This is a genomic window from Paenibacillus silvestris, from assembly GCF_009882985.1.
In the GTDB taxonomy this organism is placed as follows: Bacteria; Bacillota; Bacilli; order Paenibacillales; family NBRC-103111; genus Paenibacillus_E; species Paenibacillus_E silvestris.
In genome coordinates this window covers 806,734-828,884 of record NZ_WTUZ01000040.1, presented here as the reverse complement: position 1 = coordinate 828,884, position 22,151 = coordinate 806,734, and the positions used below count along the sequence as shown (strand labels likewise).

Sequence of the window (22,151 nt, the reverse complement as noted above, 5' to 3'; positions counted from 1 at the left end):
TCCTGAGTATGTATCTATAAATTGGAAAGGATTGATGGCCATTTCAACCCCGCCAAGAGAATGATAATCATTATCAATAATAAAGTCAACGGTAAATTAAATTATAGGATTAATCTATCAAGCTTATAGTTATTATATCTTGGAGCAATGACGGTAATCGTGCTAAACTACGTTATGAGGGTAAGACATTAACAAATTGAGCGGATAATGACAAGAGGTGACTGGATATGAGTAAAAAGACGATGTTCGAGAAAATCTGGGATAATCACGTAATTAACCAGGAAGAAGGCAAACCAAGCGTTATTTATATCGACTTGCAGTTGGTGCATGAAGTAACATCACCACAAGCATTTGAAGGGCTTCGCTTATCAGGTCGTAAAGTTCGCAGACCAGATTTGACGTACGCAACAATGGATCATAACGTTCCGACGAAGGACCGTTTCAATATTACGGATCCTATTTCCAAACAACAAATTGATACACTTTCGCAAAACTGCCGTGATTTCGGCGTAACACTATTCGATCTTGACAGCATCGACCAAGGTGTCGTACACGTTATGGGGCCTGAACTGGGTCTAACACATCCAGGTAAAACAATCGTTTGCGGCGATAGCCACACATCGACACACGGTGCTTTCGGGGCGCTTGCCTTCGGTATTGGTACAAGTGAAGTTGAGCACGTTCTTGCAACGCAAACGCTGCAACAATCCAAAGCCAAAACACTAGAAGTTCGCATTACGGGCAATTTGAAACCGGGTGTGACAGCGAAGGATTTGATCCTTGGTGTAATTGCGAAATATGGTACGGATTTTGCAACTGGTTACGTTATCGAGTATACAGGCGAAGCTATTCGTGGTCTTTCCATGGAAGAGCGTATGACAGTTTGTAACATGTCCATCGAAGGCGGAGCTAGAGCAGGACTAATTGCTCCTGACGCGACAACTTTCAACTACCTGCGTGGTCGTGAATATGTGCCTCAAGGCGCTGATTTCGACGCAGCAGTTGCTGAATGGTCCCAGTATGTAACGGACGAAGGCGCGGAGTATGATTGGGTAGTTGAATTTGACGCTGATTCCTTGATTCCGCAAGTAACTTGGGGAACTAGCCCGGGTATGGGGACAAGCGTTACTGCTCTTGTGCCAGATCCACAAAGCTTTGAAACCGAAAATGAACGTAAAGCAGCTGAAAAAGCGCTTGAATATATGGATTTAACACCAGGAACACCAATGACAGAGCTGAAAGTTGACTATGTTTTCATCGGTTCTTGTACGAATGGACGTATTGAAGATCTTCGTGCAGCTGCCAAAATTGCGCAAGGATACTCCGTTGATCCAACCGTTACTGCAATCGTAGTACCAGGGTCAGGCCGCGTTAAAATTCAAGCTGAAAAAGAAGGTTTGGACAAAATCTTTACAGCCGCAGGCTTCGAATGGCGCGATGCTGGCTGCAGTATGTGTTTGGCGATGAACCCAGACGTTCTGCAACCAGGTCAACGTTGTGCGTCGACTTCCAACCGTAACTTCGAAGGCCGTCAAGGCCGCGGTGGACGTACGCATCTCGTTTCCCCAGCGATGGCTGTTGCTGCAGCGGTCAAAGGTCATTTCTACGATGTTCGTGATTGGGAAATTAAAGAATACCAACAAGCTTAATTTTGGCTGATTAAGGAGAATGAAAACATGGAAGCTTTCAAACAACATACAGGCCTAGTAGGTCCTGTGGATCGTGTCAATGTAGATACAGATGCAATTATTCCTAAGCAATTTCTTAAAAGAATTGAGCGCTCCGGTTTCGGTCAATTCCTATTCTTCGAGTGGAGATGGGATGAAGCGGGTAACGTGATCGAGAGCTTCCCACTGAATCAGGATCGCTACCAAGGAGCTTCTGTCTTGCTTTCCAGAGCGAACTTCGGCTGCGGATCTTCTCGTGAGCATGCACCATGGGCGATTCAAGATTTTGGCTTCCGCGTCATCATCGCTCCTTCTTATGCGGATATTTTCTATAACAACTGCTTCAAAAACAGCATTCTGCCAATTAAACTTTCGGAAGAACAAGTGGATGATTTATTTGCTCGCACAGCGCAGCATGAAGGGTACAAACTAAATGTTGACCTTGAGAGCAACAAACTGACAGATGATTATGGCCTGGAAATTAGCTTTAACATTGACGAGCACCGTCGTCAGTTTTTGCTGCAAGGTTTGGACGATATCGGCTTAACACTCCAGCATGAAGACAAAATTACGGCTTACGAGCAAGCTCACGCAAAGCGTTTGGCTTATAAATAAGTTCGGGTCGAAGACGCATCTCTATGGGGACTCCATAGGATGCGTCTTTTTTTTGTTAATTTATTATGCAACTTTTGGTAGTTTCTTACGTCTAATAGATTACTAGATTGTCGAACGGACGGGGGTTTTGCTGTCGGGCTAAGTGACTAATATGAGATAAAGGATAATTGCTGCTAGGTTTTGAGAGACAGAGGTCTCATTTTTGTGATTTCGACTATAATTCCGACAATATATAGAGGTGAATGATGAAATTTCCTGCATTTTGTTTCATGCTGCTGGTTTCTGTGCTGCTGCTGCCTACTACTGCCTTGGGGGCAGAGGCTCCTAAGGCGATAAAGCTCTTTTTGAATGAAAAAAGATTAGTTTCGAGTGAAGTTGAACCACGTATCATTAGTGGAAATACAATAGTGCCCGTGCGGATTATTGTTGAAGAAATTGGCGCTAAGGTAACTTGGGATGAAGCCTCGAAAAAAGTAACAATTGTCAAAGACGATGTGAATATTCAATTGGTGATCAATAGCAAAACGGCGCTGATTAAGGGCAAAAAGGAAGTCATGGAGGTTGCTCCGATCATTGATAAAGGCAATACCATGCTGCCGCTACGTTTCATTGGCCAGCAAATGGGTATTGAATTTACATGGGACGCATCCACTTCTTCCGTTCATATGTTCAAAAAAGACGAGAGCGATTCCAAACCGGTAACAGGTCCGGTTGATGTCGTTGATGACAATACGCCAACGAAACCGCCAACCACAACGCCGCCAACAACACCAACAAATCCAGTCAAACCAGGGGATGGCACTGGTACAGGCACAGGTACTGGAACTGGGAACAACATTCCAGATCCAAATGTTCATCTGGTGCAATCGATCGTGTTGACCGATAAGGACTTAACGGTAACGGCCAAAGACGGCTCGCTTGTACCGACGACGATGAAATTAGCCAATCCGAATCGGATTGTATTAGATTTCCCTAACACAGTTCTTGATGAGCCTTTGAAGAAACTGCTTGTCAAAAATGCGGGAGAACTCAGCTCCAAGAATCCGCTCGTTGAGAAAGTTCGCTTTTCCAATTTTAACGATAACCCAGCTACTGTAAGAATTATTTTGGATTTGAAAAGCACCGCTGATATTAAGGCTCAGTCTTCCAAGCTGCCTAACCAATGGAAAGCAACAATTGCTGAACATCAGTTGACTGTTGTTATTGATGCTGGCCACGGCGACAATGATCCTGGCGCATTATCCATAACTGGCAGACATGAGAAGGATTTCACACTGTCTATGGCGAAGAAAGTAGAGCAGCTTCTCCTTCAGGACAAGCGTCTTAATGTTTTGATGACTCGTTCTGATGATACGTTCATCCCGCTGGATGATCGGGTATCTTTTGCTAATAACATTCAATCGGACCTATTCTTGTCTATTCACGGGAATAGTGCTAAGGCTTCGGTATCCGGCACAGAAACGTACTACAACAGACCGGAAAGCGCAGCTTTTGCGAATGTCATTCACAAATATGCGGTCCCTGCTATAGGGTTTCCTGATCGCAAAGTACGCGAAGCTGATTTTAGAGTCATCACGAAAACGACCATGCCGGCTGTTCTGCTGGAAGTAGGGTACTTGTCTAATAAGAACGATGAAACTGCGATGTATAAGGATGCGTTCCAGGACAAGCTAGCCGCTGCTCTCGTTACTGCTATCAAAGAATATTTGAACCTCAAGTAAGAGGTGAGAGCTCTATTTATGCTACGATGCTAGTTTTGCTAAGCAAAACGCGAAGGAGTGAGTGAAATGACTCAAACAAAACGATTCATACAGGGGGCACTCCTTGTGAGTGCTATAACATTGTCTGTAACGGCATGTGGTCAAAAAAACCAATTGGTAAGCGGTAATGCAGCACAGACATCTACAGCCCCAATCTCGACATCTTCGGTTCAAAGTCCTGCACCAACGGTTGCGGCGACTCCAACACCAGAACCTGTCTTGCAAAAAAAGATTAAAGCTTATTATAGCGATCAAGACGAAACGAAGCTTGTAGAGAAAGAAGTTACGATTTCTTACAAGAAGGACTCAGATGTATATGGGGCAGCCCTGAACGCACTTAAGAAAAGTGATGATCCTAAAGCCATTCCTTTATTTGATGATTTGAAGTTTGCAAGTTCAACTTTTGATAAAACCAAAGGGGAACTGAAAGTGGATCTCACTTTTGGACCCAAAACGCAATTGGGCGCCCCTGGGGAAGAAATGTTTTTGAATGCACTAAAGAAAACGGTTTTTCAATTTCCTGAAGTAAAAGCTTTGTACATCCTGAAGGATGGCAAACAAGTGGACAGCTTAATGGGGCATCTGGAGCTTCCCTACCCAATCAAACGACCTAATTAAATGGAAGAGCAGAGGAGTTAAAACGAGTGATGAGAAACAAGAAGTTAGCAAGCGCAATCTTAAGTTCTTTAATTGTAACAAGTTTAGCAGGAACGCCAGTTCTGGCCGCAGATTCCACGAATGGAACTTCCACTAACAACGTGAAATTATCTTTCCCAGATGTAAAATCAGATTATTGGGGAATTCGTCATATTTCGAAATTGGCATTGGAAGGAATCATCGAAGGCTATGAAGATGGTGCCTACCGCGCTGAAAATTCAGTTTCCCAGCAAGACGTGCTGATTATGGCTGTTCGTATGATGGGCTTGCAGGATGAAGTTAATGACATGACATCAACAACGGTTTTTCCTGATTTCATGCTTGTTGATAGTTATGCGAGGAATTATGTAGCTGTAGCGCTTCAAAAAGGTTTAATTACGAACGAAGAAGAGAAAGAGAGAAGCGCGAGTGATAAGTCCAAAGAGAAGTGGGGACAGCGCAAAGCTTCAAGAGAATGGGTAGCAGAGATCGTTATTCGTGCGATTGGCAAAGGTGCTTTCGCCCAAAGCTTATCCCAAACACAAACGACATTTAACGATAATAACAACATCAGTTCTACATCGCTTGGCTATGTTAATGCTGCGGTGGCGTTGAAAGTTGTTGATGGCTTCGAAGACGGGACGTTCCAGCCTAAAGGTGCGGTAACACGTGCTCAAATGGCGGCATTCTTAAGCCGTTCGCAGAAAGATTTGACGTCTTTACCAGCGCACGCAAAGAAAGGCTATTTGACCACACTCACCAGCGGCACGATTGGCCTTATGGACAAAGATGGCAACACGAGTACATATAAACTCTCACCGAACGCTGTCTTCTATGGTAACAAAAACGATACGGCGATCGATCCGAAAGAACTTCAAGAAACTTATGAAGTTTCGATTGTTGAAGTGAATGGCGTTGCGTACTATGTTGAAATCGTGAAAGATGAGCTGCAACTAGACATCCAAGAGGGGAAATTGCTCAAATTAAACATGAGCACCCTGAAAGCTACTTTGGATGATTTTGAAAGTTATGATTTGGCGACAGATGTGGCCGTAACGGATACGGAAGGTCGCGGCCTCAGTCTTGGAGACATTGTAACCGGTAGTACAATTCAGTTGCGTAAAAGTAAAATTGTCAAAACGGACAAATACACATCCATCATTGTCAAACAAGTGCCGGTTAATAAAACAGCCAATGGAGCGATTCAAAACCTGAACAAAGACTCCGCACAAATTACGCTGCTGGATACGGAATCAGGCCAACCTGAATCTTACAGTTACTCTTCTGCTTTGGTGATTACTTCTACGGATAACAGCTTGGCAGATCTGAATTCCTTGCATGTTGGGGATACAATTGAATACACAGTTAAGAACAGCGAAGTCGTAAAGATTGCCGTTAAAAAGCAAGCGGATGTTGGCGTTAGCATTGAAGGTACGCTCAAAGATTTGAGTGATGACAAAACATACCTAACGATTGAGAAGACGACGGGTACACCTTTGGCATCATACTTATTAGCGGATAATGTTCAAGTACAAATCAATGGTCTAGCGACAGCAAGCATTTATGATATTGCGCCAGGTGATCAACTTAAGCTGGATGTTCTCAATAATAAAGTTACTTTAATTACCGTAACAAATCGCTCAATTGAAAATTTATACTTTGCGAAAATTGACTCTTACAATCCAACATCCAAACTTTTGACGGTAACCGATAATTCTGGTAATCCACATGCTTATAAAATGACTGAAAATGTTTCTATTTCCTATGCGGGAACAACACTTCCATTTGCAAGCTTTAGTACCACTTTTACAACTGGCAAATACGTTGACTTGTTAGTCTCCAAAAATAACGTTACGCAAGTTAAAATGTCTTCCCAATTGGACGGCACTTTAACCCAGTTGAACCTTCAAACGAACGATATTACGTTAAAAACAGATAGCGGTCAAAGTTTGACGTTCAAACTCCAGTATGCTCCTACGGTTGAGCTTGCTAACAAATCCAATAGCACTCTTTCTGATTTGAAAGTTGGAGATGGCGTAAGTTTGATTTTAAGCTATGATCAAAACATTGTAACTAAAATCGTGACAAGTAAAATCGCTTTGTACAAAACAATTTTGAACAATTCGAATGCGAAGCAGATTACAGTAACCGACGAAGCTAATACGTCATATGCGGTGTCTCTCGACAATGTTCCAATTATTAAACCAGACCAAAGCACGGGTACGATTGCGGATATTGCTCTTGACGATTATGTTAAGCTTACTTTCAAAGGTTTAGCCGTTATTAGAGCTGAGATCGTGACACCAATCAGGGGGAAAGTAACGGGTGTAAACCCAGCGAACTCCTCATTGACCATTCAAGATTTCACCGGAAAAAGTCAAGTCATTAATGCGGGAACCAATTTCGGCGTTAAGCTGAATGGTGGATCGGATTACAGTTTCTCTGCCATTAAAGTAGGCGATCGTGTACAAGTAATGAAAGACGCTAGTGATAAGCTGATGATTCAAGTTGCTGCTGCTTCTAAACGAGAAGTTGATAATTATAGCTCCGTTGTTAATCAAATGTATTTGAAGGCAACTGCAGCTGGAGATAAGACCTCCTATAGTCTTTTCCCAAGAGCTTATTATCACAAAGGAACAGATATTGTGGGTCCAGCTTCTTTTGTGTCTGGCGATCAAGTCACAATTTATGTGTTGGATAATAAAATCGTTGAGATTGAAAAGTAAATTTTGAACAAATTAAACGCCGAATCCGTCTGTATCGTAGGAGCTTGTTTCCTGCTGCAGGCGGTTTTTTTATTCATTTAAAAATAAATATGGCAATTTTTTAGAAAATGTTCGCATTTTGACGCTAACAAGCATTGATTCTAACGTCACAATTCGCTAAACTGGAGAATATTACGACCCTAAGGAAGCAAAGTCATGACGCAAAAGTTAGTAAGGCATATTTTGGATACGATTGGTGAACTATTTCCGGATGCACATTGCGAGCTGCGTCACAGTAATCCATTTGAATTAACGATTGCTGTTTTGCTATCCGCTCAATGCACCGATGAAACCGTAAATAAGGTGACATTGGATTTATTTCAGAAATATAAGCGTCCCGAAGATTACTTGGCCGTTCCCTTAGAGGAGCTGGAACAAGATATCAGACGGATTGGATTATTTCGGAATAAAGCGAGCAATATTCAAAAACTGTGCCGGCTATTGCTGGACAAGTTTGATGGTGAGATCCCAGAGAAGCACGAACATTTAGTCGAGCTGCCTGGTGTAGGCCGAAAAACGGCAAACGTCGTTGTCTCAAACGCATTTGGAGTGCCTGCTATTGCGGTTGATACTCATGTAGAACGCGTGTCCAAGCGATTAGGATTGGCAGGCATCGATGATTCGGTGCTTGAGGTTGAAAAGAAGCTGATGAAAAAGGTTCCTCGAGAAGAGTGGACACAAACCCATCATCGTCTGATCTTTTTTGGCCGATATCATTGTAAAGCGCAAAACCCGAAATGCGAGGTTTGTCCACTTTTGGATCATTGTCGCGAGGGTAAGAAACGTATGAAACCAAGCTCAACTAGGAAAACTATTACAAACAAATGATATGCAGACAAAGGATGGGATTTAAATGAAATGCATCGCCGTATACACCAATAGCTTTGAACAATTCTCCGATATTTTTGAACAAGTGATTAATACTCCATTAGCCGATAATGAGGAAAAAGTCATTGAAGGTATTACAGTCAGTGAGTCAGGTGAAGTTCCTCAGAATTACATAGACAAGATGAAAACAAAAACTGAGGTTGTTGTGATGAAAGTAAAAGAATCGGATATTACGATTCTTCAGCATCGTGATGTTTTTGAAATTTTCTTGCCTGAAAAAGAAAAAGTGGTTATGTCCTAAAAAAATTAAATCTCCCTCTGGGAGATTTTTTTCTGTATCATCATAGATATAAGATTGGATAGAAGACCGGTTAATAAGGAGCGGAACGGACGAATGACGCAAGCTATTGATACAAGCATTTCGGTCATGCCGGATGCGATTAAGAAAATGCAGTTGAATCTGCAAACAACTGGGGATTTAGATAACGCTAGTAAGCTGGGGCAACTTCTCGCGAAGATTGATTCAGGCAGAATGAATATTGCTTTCTGCGGACATTTTTCAGCGGGGAAATCAACCTTAATTAACCAGTTATGCGGGCATCCGCTGCTGCCATCCTCTCCGATACCAACGAGTGCTAATATCGTAAGTATCCGTAATGGGACACCTGGCGCTCATGTAACGCATCGACAGACAAGTCTACAAGGGAAAATGAATACAATTCCACTTGATGAGCTGGAAGCTTATTGTGTTAACGGTACAGACATTGAAACGGTGGAGATATCGTTTCCCATTGCTTTTCTAGGTGAACATACAGCACTGCTGGACACACCAGGGATTGATTCCACGGATGACGCCCATCATAAATCAACGGAATCGGCGCTGCATTTGGCGGATGTTGTGTTTTATGTGATGGATTACAATCATGTGCAATCCGAAGTGAATCTCGCATTTACAAAGAAAATGAAGGAGTGGGGTAAACCACTCTATCTCATAGTCAATATGATCGATAAGCACAAAGAATGGGAGCTGCCTTTTTCGCAGTATCAAGAGGGGACGAAACAAGCCTTTTTGAACTGGGGAATCGTGCCGGATGACCTGCTCTTTGTCACAATGAAAGAGCCGAATCACCCTCATAATGAGTATGGGAAGCTGCAGTGGCTCTTAAGCCGCTTAATTGAGCGCGGCGATGAACTGCGCAGCTTCAGCATTGACGCCTCTGCGCGTTATCTTGCAGACGAGCATGGCAAATGGTTAGCTGAGCAGCATGAGCCCCAGAAGGTTGAGCTTATGGAACAAATCAGCCTGGAAGGCGATGTACAGAAGGTCGAGGCGCAGGCGACTGCCAAACAGCAGGAGCTGACGACCTTGAAGGGATTGCCGGAAACATTGACGGCACAGCTGCGTAAGGAAGTTGGCACGATTATTGAGAATGCCAACATCACGCCAGCCTTGACCCGCGATCAAGCTCATGCGTACTTAGAGAGCCGCAAGCCCGGGTTCAAGGTAGGATTCTTCTCCAGAGCTGCACAGACAGCTCTGGAGACAGAGAAACGGCTGACAGCGTTTCAAGCGGATTTATCAGAGCAAGTGGAAGCGCAGCTGGATTGGCATCTGCGGGATGCTTTGAAGAAGGCTGCGCAAAATCAAGGGCAGCATGATACGGATCTCTTGGGTCAGATTGAAGCTTTGCGTGTGGAAGTTACGTCGCAATGGCTTGCAGATCAAGTCAATGCTGGGGCCACATTCGGCGGCGAATACACGCTCAACTTCATGAAGCAAGTTGCGTCCGATATTAAACAGCAGTACCGCAAAAAGGCGTTTGCGGTGATTGATGTGCTCGCGGCTGCCGTCCGCGAGCACAGTGCGCCAGCCGCAGCTGCGCTTGCTGCTGAGCTAGAAGCGCTGGGCAGCCGCCTCAGCGCTGCCCGTGAACTGCGCCGCCTCGAGGAAGCCGAGGCGGCAGCGACAGCCCAGCTGCTGCGCATGGCCAGCTGGGCAAGACCCGCTGCGCCGGCACTGCCGGACGCGCAGCAGTACACCCCCATGGAGGAGCAAGCAGCCGCCCCGCTGAGCGGGGGGCTGCATGTCACCTCCATGGATAAGATCTTGCAGGCCGCTGCGACAGCATCCGCGGCCGCAGCGCCTACCGCTGCCCCTGTGGAGGCAGCGTCAGCGGGAGCCGCGTTCACCTCGGGTGAACACGGCAGGCGCATGGAGCGCAAAGCCGCCGACTTGCTGGCGGCTTCCCAGCTCATCGACGGATTGCCGTCGATGCGGTCGATCGCGCGCGCCATGCGCGAGAAATCGGAACGTCTGCGGCAGCGGACGTTCACGATTGCGCTGTTCGGCGCATTTAGCGCCGGCAAGTCCTCTTTCGCCAATGCTTTGATTGGTGAAAGAGTGCTGCCGGTCTCGCCGAACCCAACCACGGCGGCAATTAATAAAATTATGCCGCCGCAAGAAGGTTGGCCGCATGGCACAGCCAAGGTGAAGATGAAGAAAGCGGACGCGATCCTGCAGGACGTTCTGTACTCACTTGATATTTTAGGCGTGCAAGCCAGCGATATGGCGTCCTCATTGAAACGAATAGGCGCTCTTTCGCCAGCAGATGTAACGGCGAAAGGAAAACCGCATTATTCCTTCCTAAAGGCCGTCGAGAAGGGCTGGGAGCTGGCACAGAATCATTTGGGCACGGAGTTGAAAATCACCAAAGAAGAGTTCCCAAGTTACGTTGCCGACGAGTCGAAGTCTTGTTTTGTTGAATTTATAGAATTATATTATTCGAATCCCTTGACGGAACAAGGCATTATTTTCGTTGATACACCTGGTGCAGATTCCATTAATGCCCGCCATACGGGCGTTGCTTTTAACTATATTAAAAATGCTGATGCTATCCTTTTCGTGACTTATTATAATCATGCGTTCTCGCAGGCGGACCGTGAATTCCTTTTACAGCTTGGACGTGTCAAAGATAGTTTTGAAATGGATAAAATGTTCTTCATCGTGAATGCCGCCGATCTTGCCGCAAGCCCCGAAGAACTGCAAGGTGTGATGACCCATGTGGAAACGAATCTCGTACAGCATGGTATCCGGAATCCGCGTATTTACCCGATATCCAGTTATTTAGCAGCTGAAGGGAAAATTACCGGTAACGAAGCACTTGTGGCGCAATCAGGTATCCGACCGTTTGAAGGTGAATTTGTACAGTTTACATTCAATGAACTTAGTGATGTAGCCATACATGCAGCGAATTTAGAGCTTCACCGTGCAATTTCCACGATGCAGCAGTGGCTGGAGAGCGCCCAAACAGGGGAAGAACAGCGGAAGCAACAGCTTGTGAAGCTGGAACAGTCTGAGCGAGAGTGCGCAGAACTGCTTGACCGTACGGTTTTCGAAGCGGAGCTTAAAGAATTGAAGAAAGAGATTCAGGAACTTCTGTATTATGTGAAACAGCGTACGATGTACCGGTTTGGCGAATTGTACAATTATGCCTTTAATCCCTCGACATTCCGTGAGGAAGCGAGAGATCCGAAACAAGCGCTCCAGTCGGCCTGGGGCGAGCTGCTGCGCATGATCGGTTATGATCTTTCTCAGGAAGTGCTTGCTACGACGCTGCGCGTTGAGAATCGCATGAATCTGATATCCGGAAATCGTGTTAAACGATGGGAAGAGCAGCTTCGTCAAGTGATGGATGGCTTCGAGAGCGGTACTTACGAGTCCAACACGTTTACTACGCCTGAAATCAGCTCTAAAATGGAAGCACCAGAGATTTCGCTTAAATTGCTGCAAAGTCATTTCAAGAATCCGAAGCAATTTTTTGAGGGTGATGGCAAAAGCAAACTGAGAGCTGATCTGGAGAATCGGATGACAACACCGGTGGCTCAGTTTATTGAGCTTCAAACTTCTGAGCTCGAAGAGGCCTATGCGAATCAGCTGGAAAATTGGCTGATGAAACAGAAAAATCAGCTCCTTGGGCAGCTCAGTGAGCACGCCGAAGGGATGCGCGATGCCCTTGAAATGAAGATTGATTTGAACGAACTAATATCCAAACAGCATCAATTAAAGTCGTTTGTTTAACATTTAAACAAAAGGGTTGGCCATGTTCAATTGAACGTGACCAACCCTTTTTCACGCATGTGTATGTAAAGGCTTACATCGTTGGTTATCGGGATGATTTTAAAGAATAGGGGGGATTCCTGCACGTTTTTGTGAAGTTATGGGCTTTTAAGCGAATATATCACGCATTCTTCTGATTGCCCGCATATGGGGATGGTGTTAAGATTCATTAAGTATTAAAACGCTTACCTAGCTTTTCCAAATTCACCTTCTTGAGGAGGGGTCACCAAAGTGGATGTATTCAGGCGACTGAAGCCCTATTTTTGGCCAGAGAAAAAACTGTTTTTCCTAGCAATTCTATGTTTAGCCTCAGCAACTGCATTAGGTCTCGTTTATCCGAATTTACTCCGGTATTTGATCGATGACGTGATCGCAAAAAAGCAATTTGAACTCGTTCCAAGATTAGCGATTGTTGTTGTGATTGTCGTATCGGTTAAGGGATTGCTTCAATTCCTGCATGGCTTGTGCGGAGGCCGATTGGGCAACCGAGTAGCGTACCATTTGCGGAATGCGCTCTACAACAAGCTGCAGTATTTGTCCTTTCAATACTACGATCAAGCAAGAACAGGGGACTTGATGTCCAGATTGACAGCTGATTTGGAAGCCATCAGGCAATTTATCGGCTTTGGCTTTGCTCAATTGTTAAACGTGCTATTGATGCTGATCTTCGGCATGAGCATGATGTTCTCGATCAATTGGAAATTAGCATTATTAACGATGATTTCGATGCCATTTCTGGCGTTTACGGCAATTCGTTTTGAAGGCAAAATTCATCCTGCTTTTCGGATGGTGCGCCAATCGCTTAGCTCAATGACAACCGCGGTACAAGAAAACATTACTGGTGTTCGGACCGTCAAATCGTTCGCGCGCGAAGCTCATGAGGTGGATAAGTTTTCGGCTCGTAATGAGGACTATAAGGCGATGAATATTGAAAGCTCCGGGATCTGGGCGAGGTACTTCCCGATCATGGAAATTCTGGCGAATCTGAGCGTCGTTATGCTGCTTGGCGTCGGGGGTTACATGGTTATCCAGAATACGATTTCCCTTGGTGAGCTGGTGGCTTGCTTCAGCTTAATCTGGTACATCATCGGCCCGATGTGGGGACTTGGCTTCCATATCAATAACTTTACGAATACGAAAGCTTCTGGTGAGAAAATTCTCGATATTTTGCATCAATATTTACATGTGAAAGATCAAGCAGATGCAACCATCGTAAAAAGCAGTGAAGTGCAAGGAAATATACGATTCGACAATGTTACTTTTGCTTATCCAGAAAAGCAGCCGGCTTTATATGACTTCAGCTTGGATGCTAAACCAGGCTCCGTAATCGGGCTGCTTGGCAGCACGGGTTCAGGTAAAACAACGGTAATTTCACTGCTGATGAGAGCGTATAACGTGAAAGACGGCCGTGTGATGCTGGATGGAAAAGATATTCGCTCGCTTGAGCTTGAAAGCTATCGTAATCAGATTGCGACTGTTTTCCAGGAAACGTTTTTGTTCTCGTCCACGATCCTTAACAATATCGCATATGGACGCAAAGATGTCACGATGGACGAAATTATTCGAGCAGCGAAACTGGCGAAAGCACACGATTTCATTTCTGAGCTGCCAGAGGGCTATGACACTGTTGTCGGTGAGCGCGGATTAGGTTTATCAGGTGGTCAGAAGCAGCGTATTGCCATTGCTCGAGCACTGATCAAGGATCCCAAAATTCTCGTGCTTGATGATGCAACTAGCGCTGTTGATATGGAAACAGAACACGAGATTCAAGCAGGCTTTAGTGAGGTCATGCAAGGAAGAACGACATTCATTATTGCCCATCGGATATCTTCCTTGAAGCATGCGGATGAAATTATTGTGCTCGATAAAGGAAGAATCGTTCAAAGAGGCAAACATCATGAGCTTCTGCATCAGGACGGCCTTTACCGTCAAACTTACGATATTCAGTACGCTGATCAACCTAAGAAAGCGGACCAAGATGATCAAGTGGCTGCAGCCAAAGATCCAGAATTAGATGCGAAAACGCGAAACCATTCCTCTTTGCAAGAAAGAAGGTTAGCACATTGAGTACGAAACCGAATCAAGCCGAGGAAACGGCGAAGAACGAAGACTCGCAAGTCGGGCAGCGATTTGTCTACCAAGACGATGAGTTGATCGATAAGCCCTTCGACTGGGGGCAATTGAAACGTTTATTTAGTTATATGAAGCCGTATAAGAAACAAATGCTCCCGATTATCATCATTATGATGTTAGTTGGTGCCATTACCAAACTGACGGTACCCTTATTGATCAGAGAAGCGATTGATAAAGCAATTATACCTAAAAATTCAAACTTGCTGTTAATCATTGTTGGTATCATGCTAGGCGTATATATCATTCAATGGCTGGCAAATACGTTCCGCATTAAGTACACGAATATGACAGGACAACGTGTTATTTACGATTTGCGGCACGATCTGTTCAGCCATATTCAGAAGCTTTCTTTCCGATTCTTCGATACACGTCCTGCAGGATCTGTTCTTGTTCGTGTAACGAACTATGTGAACTCGCTGCAAGATTTGTTTACGAACGGGGTCGTCAACTTGTTGATTGACGTCGTGCAGCTGGTTGGGATCATTATTATTTTGCTGACCTTTAATTTTAAATTAGGGGCAGCCATTATTGTGACGGTTCCCATCATGTTTATTATCTCTACCAAGCTGCGCAAAAAAATTCGCCATGCTTGGCAAGATGTAACGATGAAGCAATCGCGGCTTAATGCCCATTTGAATGAGTGTATTCAAGGGATTAAGGTCACCCAAGCTTATTCGCAGGAAAAAGAAAATATTCAGTTTTTCACTAAAATGAATATGACCAACCGTCAGTCATGGAATCGTGCTTCCATGCTCAATCAGACGTTCGGTCCTCTCATCGAAATTACTGGCGCTATCGGATACTGCATTCTATTCTGGCTTGGAGCTTATTTAATCCAAACGGAGGAAATTTCAGTCGGTTTGCTGGTTGCCTTTGCAACTTACATAGGTTATTTCTGGGAGCCGATTACGCGCCTAGGCCAAATGTATTCCCAATTGCTTATTGCAATGGCTTCTGCTGAGCGTATTTTTGAGTTTATTGATGAGAAGCCATCTGTTGCTGAACTTGAAGGTGCGAAAGACCTGGCCAACATCCAAGGAAATGTGAAGTTTGAAAATCTCGTATTCGAGTACGAGGCTGGACGTCCAGCATTGAAAGGTTTTAATCTGGATGTACATGCAGGACAATCTATTGCCTTAGTTGGGCATACGGGATCAGGTAAAAGTACGATTATGAATTTGCTTTGCCGATTCTATGATCCTACAGAAGGTCGTATTATGATTGACGGCGTAAACATTCGCGATGTTACGATTCAAAGCTTGCGTTCGCAAATCGGGGTCGTGCTACAGGATACGTTCATATTCTCAGGGACGATTCGAGATAACATCCGTTTTGGTCGGCTAGATGCAACGAATGAAGAGATTGAACAGGTGGCCAAAGCCGTTCATGCGCATGATTTTATCGTCAGCTTGCCTGGCGGTTATGATACAGAAGTGCAGGAACGCGGTAACGTGTTATCGATGGGTCAACGTCAGTTGATTTCCTTTGCGAGAGCACTGCTTGCGAATCCGCGAGTGCTCATTCTGGATGAAGCGACAGCCAGCATTGATACGGATACGGAGCTGAAAATTCAGGAAGCTCTCAAAACACTCCTTGCAGGCAGAACTTCCTTCATTGTGGCGCACAGGCTATCTACGATTCGGAAAGCGGACAAAATCGTTGTACTGGATCATGGCCGCATGATGGAAATCGGCAATCATGATGAATTGATGAAAGAGCAAAAAATCTATTACGGCTTAATTCAAGCGCAGTATAAGTTTTTGCAGGATGCTGTTTAATTTATGTTCTAAAAACGATAACCTGGCGGTGATCTTCATACCGCTAGGTTTATTTTATTTGGTTAAAAGCGGCGGAGGTGCATGCCCAAACTTTCGTACTAGGAACAGGATCAGTATGGTGAGTGGAAGTTTCCAGAAGTAACCACTACACCGCCATGACAAGTAAGATTGGGCACGACTGCACCTATTCGCTGAACCCCGTGATATGTCACATTGCACAAACTGAACCCCGTGATACGTTTCATTCCACATACTGAATCCCTTGCGTGATACGTTACATTTCGCCGAACTGAACCCCGTGATACGTTACATTCCGAAGAGCTGAACCCAGTGATGCGCTATATTTCACAAACTGAGCTTCTTCCGGTACTCTACATTCCTCAGAACTGAACTCAGTAACACGTTACATTCCTCAGAGCTGAACCCAGTGAAACGTTACATTCCGCAGAGCTGAACCCGGTGATATGCTACATTCCACAAACTGAGCTCCTTCCGCTACTCTACATCTTCTGCTAACGGACTTATAAGACGCTATTTGGCCAAATTAGCCCATTTTGAGAATCTAACGGACCTCAGAGCTGTTATTTAAGCAATTTACAGTGGTTTTAGCTAGTTTTATAACGATTAAGGTCCCCTGTGTCCGTTAAATTCCAAATTTACTCTAAAAGTAACCAATAGCGGCACCTCAGTCCGTTAGATCATTGTATCCGTAACCATATGGACTGGCGCAACTCGCAATTTGAAAACCACGAACCCCAGCAACAGTAATACCGCAACGCGCAACAGAAACCCCGTAGCACCACCAACAGTAACAACGCACCCCCCACCAGCACACCACAAGACAAACATAATTGAGGCTGTTTGATTAATGACCAAGTATGTTATACTAGAAAAACGAACATATGATCGAATTTTGAGCGGCGCTAATTTGCAACGTTTGCAAAATTATTCTAGAAGCTATACTCTTAGTATGAATTATGCCATTTATTCGCAGGAGGGGACATTCTTGAGATCATCTCGCTTCATATGGGGGGCAATTGGCTTAACCGCATCGATTACGACGATTGTTTTCGCTGTAGGATTTGCTTACGCGGCGAATCAGATATGGTTTCCGAAAGCTTCTGGAACGCTTCAATTGGCGACGGAGGCTCCGAAGAAGGAATCGATGATTGACAGTAAAGCCAAGCTGCAAATTGTTGCACTCGGCGATTCATTAACAGCAGGGACTGGCGATAATACAGGCAAAGGTTATGTAGGCCGCGTCCGTGAAAAGCTGGAAAAAGAGACAGGCAAACCGGTATTTGTACTTAATAATTTAGCAATTCCAGGCTACAGAAGCGACCAGCTTTTAGCTGATCTGGCACTAAAGAAGACACAGGATGCGCTTGCGCAGGCCGACATTATTTTGCTCACCATCGGCGGTAATGATATTTTTGCAGGTGGAGATGGGCTTTTCACAGGGGATAACCAGACCGAGTTCAACCCTGAAGCAGCAGTAAGCCGCGTGGGTCCAGCACTTGATAAAATGCAGAAAATTCTAGAAGCTATTAATAAGGCCAACCCTAAGGCAACTGTTATGTACGTTGGTTTGTATCATCCATTCTTAGATTTGGATCCCAAACAAGAAGGATCACTCATTGTACAGCGCTGGAATAATGGTGTTTTCGAGATGATCAATCGTTATCCGCAAATGGTCATAGTCCCAACTTATGATTTGTTTGAACAAAATTTGATTAAATATTTGTCATCAGCTGATCATTTTCATCCTAATGGGGATGGTTATGAGCGGATTGCAGATCGAATTTTACAAATTCTGAAGTAATGGGGGCAGCAAAGTGACAGAAGCAGTAGTCGTTCCTGAGACCGTATTGTCCGTGAAAAATTTGAAAAAAAGAATTAAAAATAAAGAGATTATCAAAGGGATTTCCTTCGATGTCTATGCCGGAGAAATCTTCGGGTTCCTAGGTCCCAATGGATCTGGGAAAACGACAACCATTCGAATGCTCGTTGACTTAATTCGGCCGACGGAAGGGACGATTCACATTTGTGGATTTGACGTCCGCAAAGAGCATAATCAAGCCATGCGTCAAGTTGGCTGTATTGTTGAGAATCCGGAGCTGTATTCATACTTGACAGGATGGGAAAATCTCGAGCATTTTGCAAGAATGCTGCCAGATGTCGATGAACAGAGAATTCAAGAAGTTGTAGAAATTGTTTCCATGGATGGGCGTATTCATGATAAAGTACGCACATACTCCCTTGGCATGAGGCAGCGGCTTGGGATTGCGCAAGCACTTCTTGGTCGACCTAGCTTATTAATATTGGACGAGCCCACCAATGGTCTGGATCCGCAAGGAATCAAGGAAATGAGGGAATTTATTCAGCGCTTGGCGGCTGATGGATTGAGCTTGTTTGTGTCCAGTCACCTTTTGAGCGAGATTCAGCAGATGTGTGACCGTGTAGCGATAATTAGTCATGGCGAAGTTATTCAAGTAGGAGCAGTAGATGAGTTGATTGCGCAAGGCGGTAAAGTGGTTTGGTCCGTGTCTCCGGCCGATAAGGCTGAGGGGCTTCTCGATGCGTCGCCACTCGTGAATGCGATTGAGGAAATTGGACCCGTAGATCCAACACATAGCCATTCTTCAGTGAGACAAATTGTTACCCAAATGGATAAAGAGCATGTCCCGCAAATAAGTAGGCAATTGATGGAAGCAGGAATTAGCCTGTATGCTGTAGAAATCAAGAACCCAACGCTGGAAGATTTGTTCTTGAGCCTAACCGAGGGTGAAACCATACAATAGGGGACGGTGAAAGAAATGCGTATTCTGTATGAACTTGTCAAAAATGAATGCATCAAAATGATCAAGAAGAAGCGATTTTATGTGATCATCCTGATTCTGCTTGCCCTTATTCCTATGTTTACTTATGCACAAATGCGTGTTGCTCAAAATACACAAAAGCAATTTGGAACAACAGACTGGAAAGCAGATCAGCGTCAGAAAATTATTGATTGGGAGAAGCGTTTAAGCTCTGCTCGCACACCGGAAGAATGGAAGCAGCAGCTTAAAGTACAGATACAGATTGCGAATTATTATCTGGAAAAGGATGTTGATCCAAGCTCGCCTAATGCGGTTACTTTCACCCGCGAGTTTGTCAAAAATGCCGTCTCTTTATTCATTCCTCTGATCATCATGGTCATTTCAGCAGATATCGTATCATCCGAGCATTCTACGGGGACTATTAAATTATTGTTGACAAGACCGGTCCGGCGATGGAAAATCCTATTGAGCAAATTAATAACTGTTATTTTCTTTACTTCGCTTACGGTTCTGTCGACTGGCGCGCTGTGTTACTTGATTTCTGGCCTTGTTTTCGGCTATAACGGATGGACGATGCCCATTTTTACAGGCATTCAGATCAATGGCACAGATGTCGACTTCAGTCTGGTAAGAGCGGTTGATCAGTGGTTCTTCCTCTTGATGGAGTTTGGATTAGTGTGGTTTGCGGCAATTGTCGTTGCGCTCATGTCGCTAATGATCTCAGTCCTCATTCGATCAACAGCTGCTGGTATGGGGGTCATGCTTGCAGTCTTAATTTCGGGGACGATTCTTTCGAACATGGTTTCATCTTGGGAAACAGCGAAATATTTGTTTATGGTCAACTTGGACTTAACCAAGTATCTTACGGGAGGTCTGCCACCGATAAAAGGTATGGATTTAGCCTTCTCGCTAAGTGTTCTAAGCGTCTGGGCCGCAATTTCGCTGATTGTTTCCTTTACTGTTTTCTCCCGCAAGGATATATTGAATTAACAAGATACATAGGAGCCGCGAAACTCCTATCAAGGATCCCTATATTAGAAAAAGGAGGGCTTCAATGACTGAGCAACTAGAATTTGCTAATGGAAAAGCCCCAACATCGGATTACGATGTCGATGATATTCAAGTACTGGAAGGGCTTGTCGCTGTTCGTAAAAGACCAGGGATGTATATCGGCAGCACGAGTTCTTCCGGTTTGCACCATTTGATTTGGGAAATTGTCGATAATGCGGTAGATGAGCATCTAGCTAAGCACTGCTCCAAAATCAGCGTGACCATACATAAAGATCAGTCCATCACGGTGCAAGATAACGGTCGAGGTATTCCGACAGGGATACATAAAACAGGAGTTCCTACGCCGCAAGTTGTCTTTACGATTCTTCATGCCGGAGGCAAGTTCGGAGGTTCTGGGTACAAGAAATCTGGAGGACTTCATGGCGTTGGCGCTTCGGTAACGAATGCCCTCTCAGAGTGGTTGGAAGTTGAGATATATCGCGACAGCAAGATACACAAAATGCGCTTTGAATACCGGGTTGATGATGCAGGTGTCGAGCATGTTGGCGAGCCTGTTACCAAGCTGGAAGTCATTGGCAATACGAACCGGACAGGGACCAAAGTTACGTTCAAGCCGGACAAACGCGTATTCCAAGGCGGAACCACCATTTCTTATGATACTTTGTCCGAGAGATTGCAGGAGATTGCCTTCCTGAATTCGGGTTTACTCGTAAATTTGAAAGATGATCGCACAGATAAGCAGGATTCGTTCCAGTATGAAGGCGGCGCAAGCCAATTCGTGGAATTCCTGAATGAAGAGAAGACAGTACTTCATCCTGTGATTCATTTTGCCTCTGAGAAGGACGAAATTGAAGTGGAAGTGGCTCTTCAGTACAATGATGGCTACACAGAAACGATTGCCTCATTCGTGAACGCGATCCCAACCCGCGGCGGCGGTACGCACGAAACGGGTTTTAAGACGGCATATACCAGGGTCATGAATGAATATGCACGTAAAGCGGGCATTCTCAAAGAGAAGGATAAAAACCTTGACGGTACCGACCTAAGAGAAGGTATGATGGTCGTGATCAATATTAAGATGGGCGATGTCGAATTCGTCGGTCAAACGAAGGATCAGCTTGGAAGCGCTATTGCAAGAAGTGCAGTTGATGCGGTCGTTTCAGACAAAATGACAGTGTTTCTCGAGGAAAATCCGCAAATCGCGCAGATGATGCTGAAGAAGGCAGTTCAAGCCTCCAAAGCACGTGAAGCTGCTCGTAAAGCTAGAGAAGAAATTCGCAGCGGGAAAAAAGGGAAGAGCGAGAGCTCGAATCTAGGCGGCAAGCTAACCCCTGCGCAATCCAAGGATTTGCAGCGCAATGAGTTGTTCGTCGTTGAGGGAGATTCTGCCGGAGGTTCTGCGAAGCAAGGGCGTGACTCCAAGCATCAAGCTATTTTGCCGCTGAAAGGGAAGCCTATGAATCCCGAAAAGGCAAAACTACTCGACATTATGAAAAACGACGAGTATAAAGCGATCATTGCAGCGATCGGAGCAGGAGTCGGCTCTGAGTTCGAAGTCGAAGAAATGAACTATGGTAAAATTATCATTATGACGGATGCTGATACCGACGGTGCGCATATTCAAGTACTGCTTCTGACGTTCTTCTACCGCTACATGAAGCCTATGATTGATGCAGGCAAGGTGTACATTGCACAGCCTCCGCTTTTTAAAGTGACCAGAAAAGGCAAAAATGGCGGATACAAATATGCATGGACCGACGAACAACTGCAAGTCGTTGTGAAAGAGCTTGGCAAGAATACCGAATTACAGCGGTACAAAGGACTTGGTGAGATGAATCCAGAGCAGTTATGGGAAACAACCATGAATCCAGAGAGCCGGCAGCTGCTGCAGGTTCAAATTGAAGATGCAGCGAAGGCGGAACGCCGAGTAACAACCTTAATGGGCGATAAAGTTGATCCACGTAAACGTTGGATTATCGAGAACGTCGATTTTACCGAATATGTAGAGTAGACCAAAAAGAG

At 44.8% G+C, this 22,151-nt stretch carries 14 protein-coding genes; all 14 read left to right on the top strand.

What is annotated here, in order from left to right; all coding sequences use genetic code 11:
• Positions 1 to 227 precede the first annotated feature (227 nt).
• The 14 genes from leuC to parE all read left to right on the top strand — a co-directional run bounded on the left by leuC (position 228) and on the right by parE (position 22,140).
• Positions 228 to 1,649 (top strand): 3-isopropylmalate dehydratase large subunit, encoded by a 1,422-nt coding sequence (leuC, locus tag GQF01_RS35710; protein ID WP_161412059.1) that lies wholly within the window; start codon positions 228 to 230, stop codon positions 1,647 to 1,649.
• Between the two features lie 27 nt (positions 1,650 to 1,676).
• Positions 1,677 to 2,282, top strand: a complete 606-nt coding sequence (gene leuD, locus GQF01_RS35705; RefSeq protein ID WP_161412058.1) for a 3-isopropylmalate dehydratase small subunit — start codon at positions 1,677 to 1,679, stop codon at positions 2,280 to 2,282.
• Positions 2,283 to 2,551: 269 nt separating this feature from the next.
• On the top strand, positions 2,552 to 4,003 hold the full coding sequence (locus GQF01_RS35700) for an N-acetylmuramoyl-L-alanine amidase family protein (RefSeq protein ID WP_161412057.1): 1,452 nt from the start codon (positions 2,552 to 2,554) through the stop codon (positions 4,001 to 4,003).
• Positions 4,004 to 4,108: 105 nt separating this feature from the next.
• On the top strand, positions 4,109 to 4,660 hold the full coding sequence (locus GQF01_RS35695; RefSeq protein WP_328803600.1) for a GerMN domain-containing protein: 552 nt from the start codon (positions 4,109 to 4,111) through the stop codon (positions 4,658 to 4,660).
• Between the two features lie 29 nt (positions 4,661 to 4,689).
• Positions 4,690 to 7,404: an S-layer homology domain-containing protein gene (locus GQF01_RS35690; protein WP_202556838.1), complete on the top strand. Its 2,715-nt coding sequence runs from the start codon at positions 4,690 to 4,692 to the stop codon at positions 7,402 to 7,404.
• Between the two features lie 195 nt (positions 7,405 to 7,599).
• Positions 7,600 to 8,271: an endonuclease III gene (nth, locus tag GQF01_RS35685; RefSeq protein ID WP_161412054.1), complete on the top strand. Its 672-nt coding sequence runs from the start codon at positions 7,600 to 7,602 to the stop codon at positions 8,269 to 8,271.
• 25 nt (positions 8,272 to 8,296) lie between these two features.
• On the top strand, positions 8,297 to 8,572 hold the full coding sequence (locus GQF01_RS35680) for an NAD/NADP transhydrogenase alpha subunit (RefSeq protein WP_127451514.1): 276 nt from the start codon (positions 8,297 to 8,299) through the stop codon (positions 8,570 to 8,572).
• Between the two features lie 93 nt (positions 8,573 to 8,665).
• Positions 8,666 to 12,349: a dynamin family protein gene (locus tag GQF01_RS35675; protein ID WP_161412053.1), complete on the top strand. Its 3,684-nt coding sequence runs from the start codon at positions 8,666 to 8,668 to the stop codon at positions 12,347 to 12,349.
• A gap of 270 nt (positions 12,350 to 12,619) precedes the next feature.
• A complete protein-coding gene (locus GQF01_RS35670; RefSeq protein WP_161412052.1) occupies positions 12,620 to 14,455 on the top strand; it encodes an ABC transporter ATP-binding protein in 1,836 nt (611 codons plus the stop codon).
• Positions 14,452 to 16,299, top strand: coding sequence for an ABC transporter ATP-binding protein (locus GQF01_RS35665; protein WP_235960835.1), 1,848 nt, complete (start codon positions 14,452 to 14,454; stop codon positions 16,297 to 16,299). Before GQF01_RS35670 ends, GQF01_RS35665 begins: the two co-directional genes overlap by 4 nt.
• 1,006 nt (positions 16,300 to 17,305) lie before the next feature.
• A complete protein-coding gene (locus GQF01_RS35660; protein ID WP_235960833.1) occupies positions 17,306 to 18,121 on the top strand; it encodes a GDSL-type esterase/lipase family protein in 816 nt (271 codons plus the stop codon).
• 13 nt (positions 18,122 to 18,134) lie between these two features.
• Entirely contained in the window at positions 18,135 to 19,100 is a 966-nt protein-coding gene (locus tag GQF01_RS35655; RefSeq protein ID WP_161412050.1) for an ABC transporter ATP-binding protein, read from the top strand.
• A 15-nt stretch (positions 19,101 to 19,115) separates the two neighbouring features.
• On the top strand, positions 19,116 to 20,108 hold the full coding sequence (locus GQF01_RS35650) for an ABC transporter permease (RefSeq protein ID WP_161412049.1): 993 nt from the start codon (positions 19,116 to 19,118) through the stop codon (positions 20,106 to 20,108).
• A gap of 64 nt (positions 20,109 to 20,172) precedes the next feature.
• The gene (gene parE / locus GQF01_RS35645) at positions 20,173 to 22,140 is read left to right on the top strand and encodes a DNA topoisomerase IV subunit B (protein ID WP_161412048.1); all 1,968 of its coding nucleotides are present in this window, start codon (positions 20,173 to 20,175) and stop codon (positions 22,138 to 22,140) included.
• Positions 22,141 to 22,151 lie beyond the last annotated feature (11 nt).

Coding starts and splice junctions, on each gene's coding strand:
- nth (WP_161412054.1), top strand. CDS start 7,600: ATGACGCAAAAGTTAGTAAGGCATATTTTGGATACGATTGGTGAACTA.
- leuD (WP_161412058.1), top strand. CDS start 1,677: ATGGAAGCTTTCAAACAACATACAGGCCTAGTAGGTCCTGTGGATCGT.
- GQF01_RS35680 (WP_127451514.1), top strand. CDS start 8,297: ATGAAATGCATCGCCGTATACACCAATAGCTTTGAACAATTCTCCGAT.
- GQF01_RS35675 (WP_161412053.1), top strand. CDS start 8,666: ATGACGCAAGCTATTGATACAAGCATTTCGGTCATGCCGGATGCGATT.
- parE (WP_161412048.1), top strand. CDS start 20,173: ATGACTGAGCAACTAGAATTTGCTAATGGAAAAGCCCCAACATCGGAT.
- GQF01_RS35650 (WP_161412049.1), top strand. CDS start 19,116: ATGCGTATTCTGTATGAACTTGTCAAAAATGAATGCATCAAAATGATC.
- GQF01_RS35700 (WP_161412057.1), top strand. CDS start 2,552: ATGCTGCTGGTTTCTGTGCTGCTGCTGCCTACTACTGCCTTGGGGGCA.
- leuC (WP_161412059.1), top strand. CDS start 228: ATGAGTAAAAAGACGATGTTCGAGAAAATCTGGGATAATCACGTAATT.
- GQF01_RS35690 (WP_202556838.1), top strand. CDS start 4,690: ATGAGAAACAAGAAGTTAGCAAGCGCAATCTTAAGTTCTTTAATTGTA.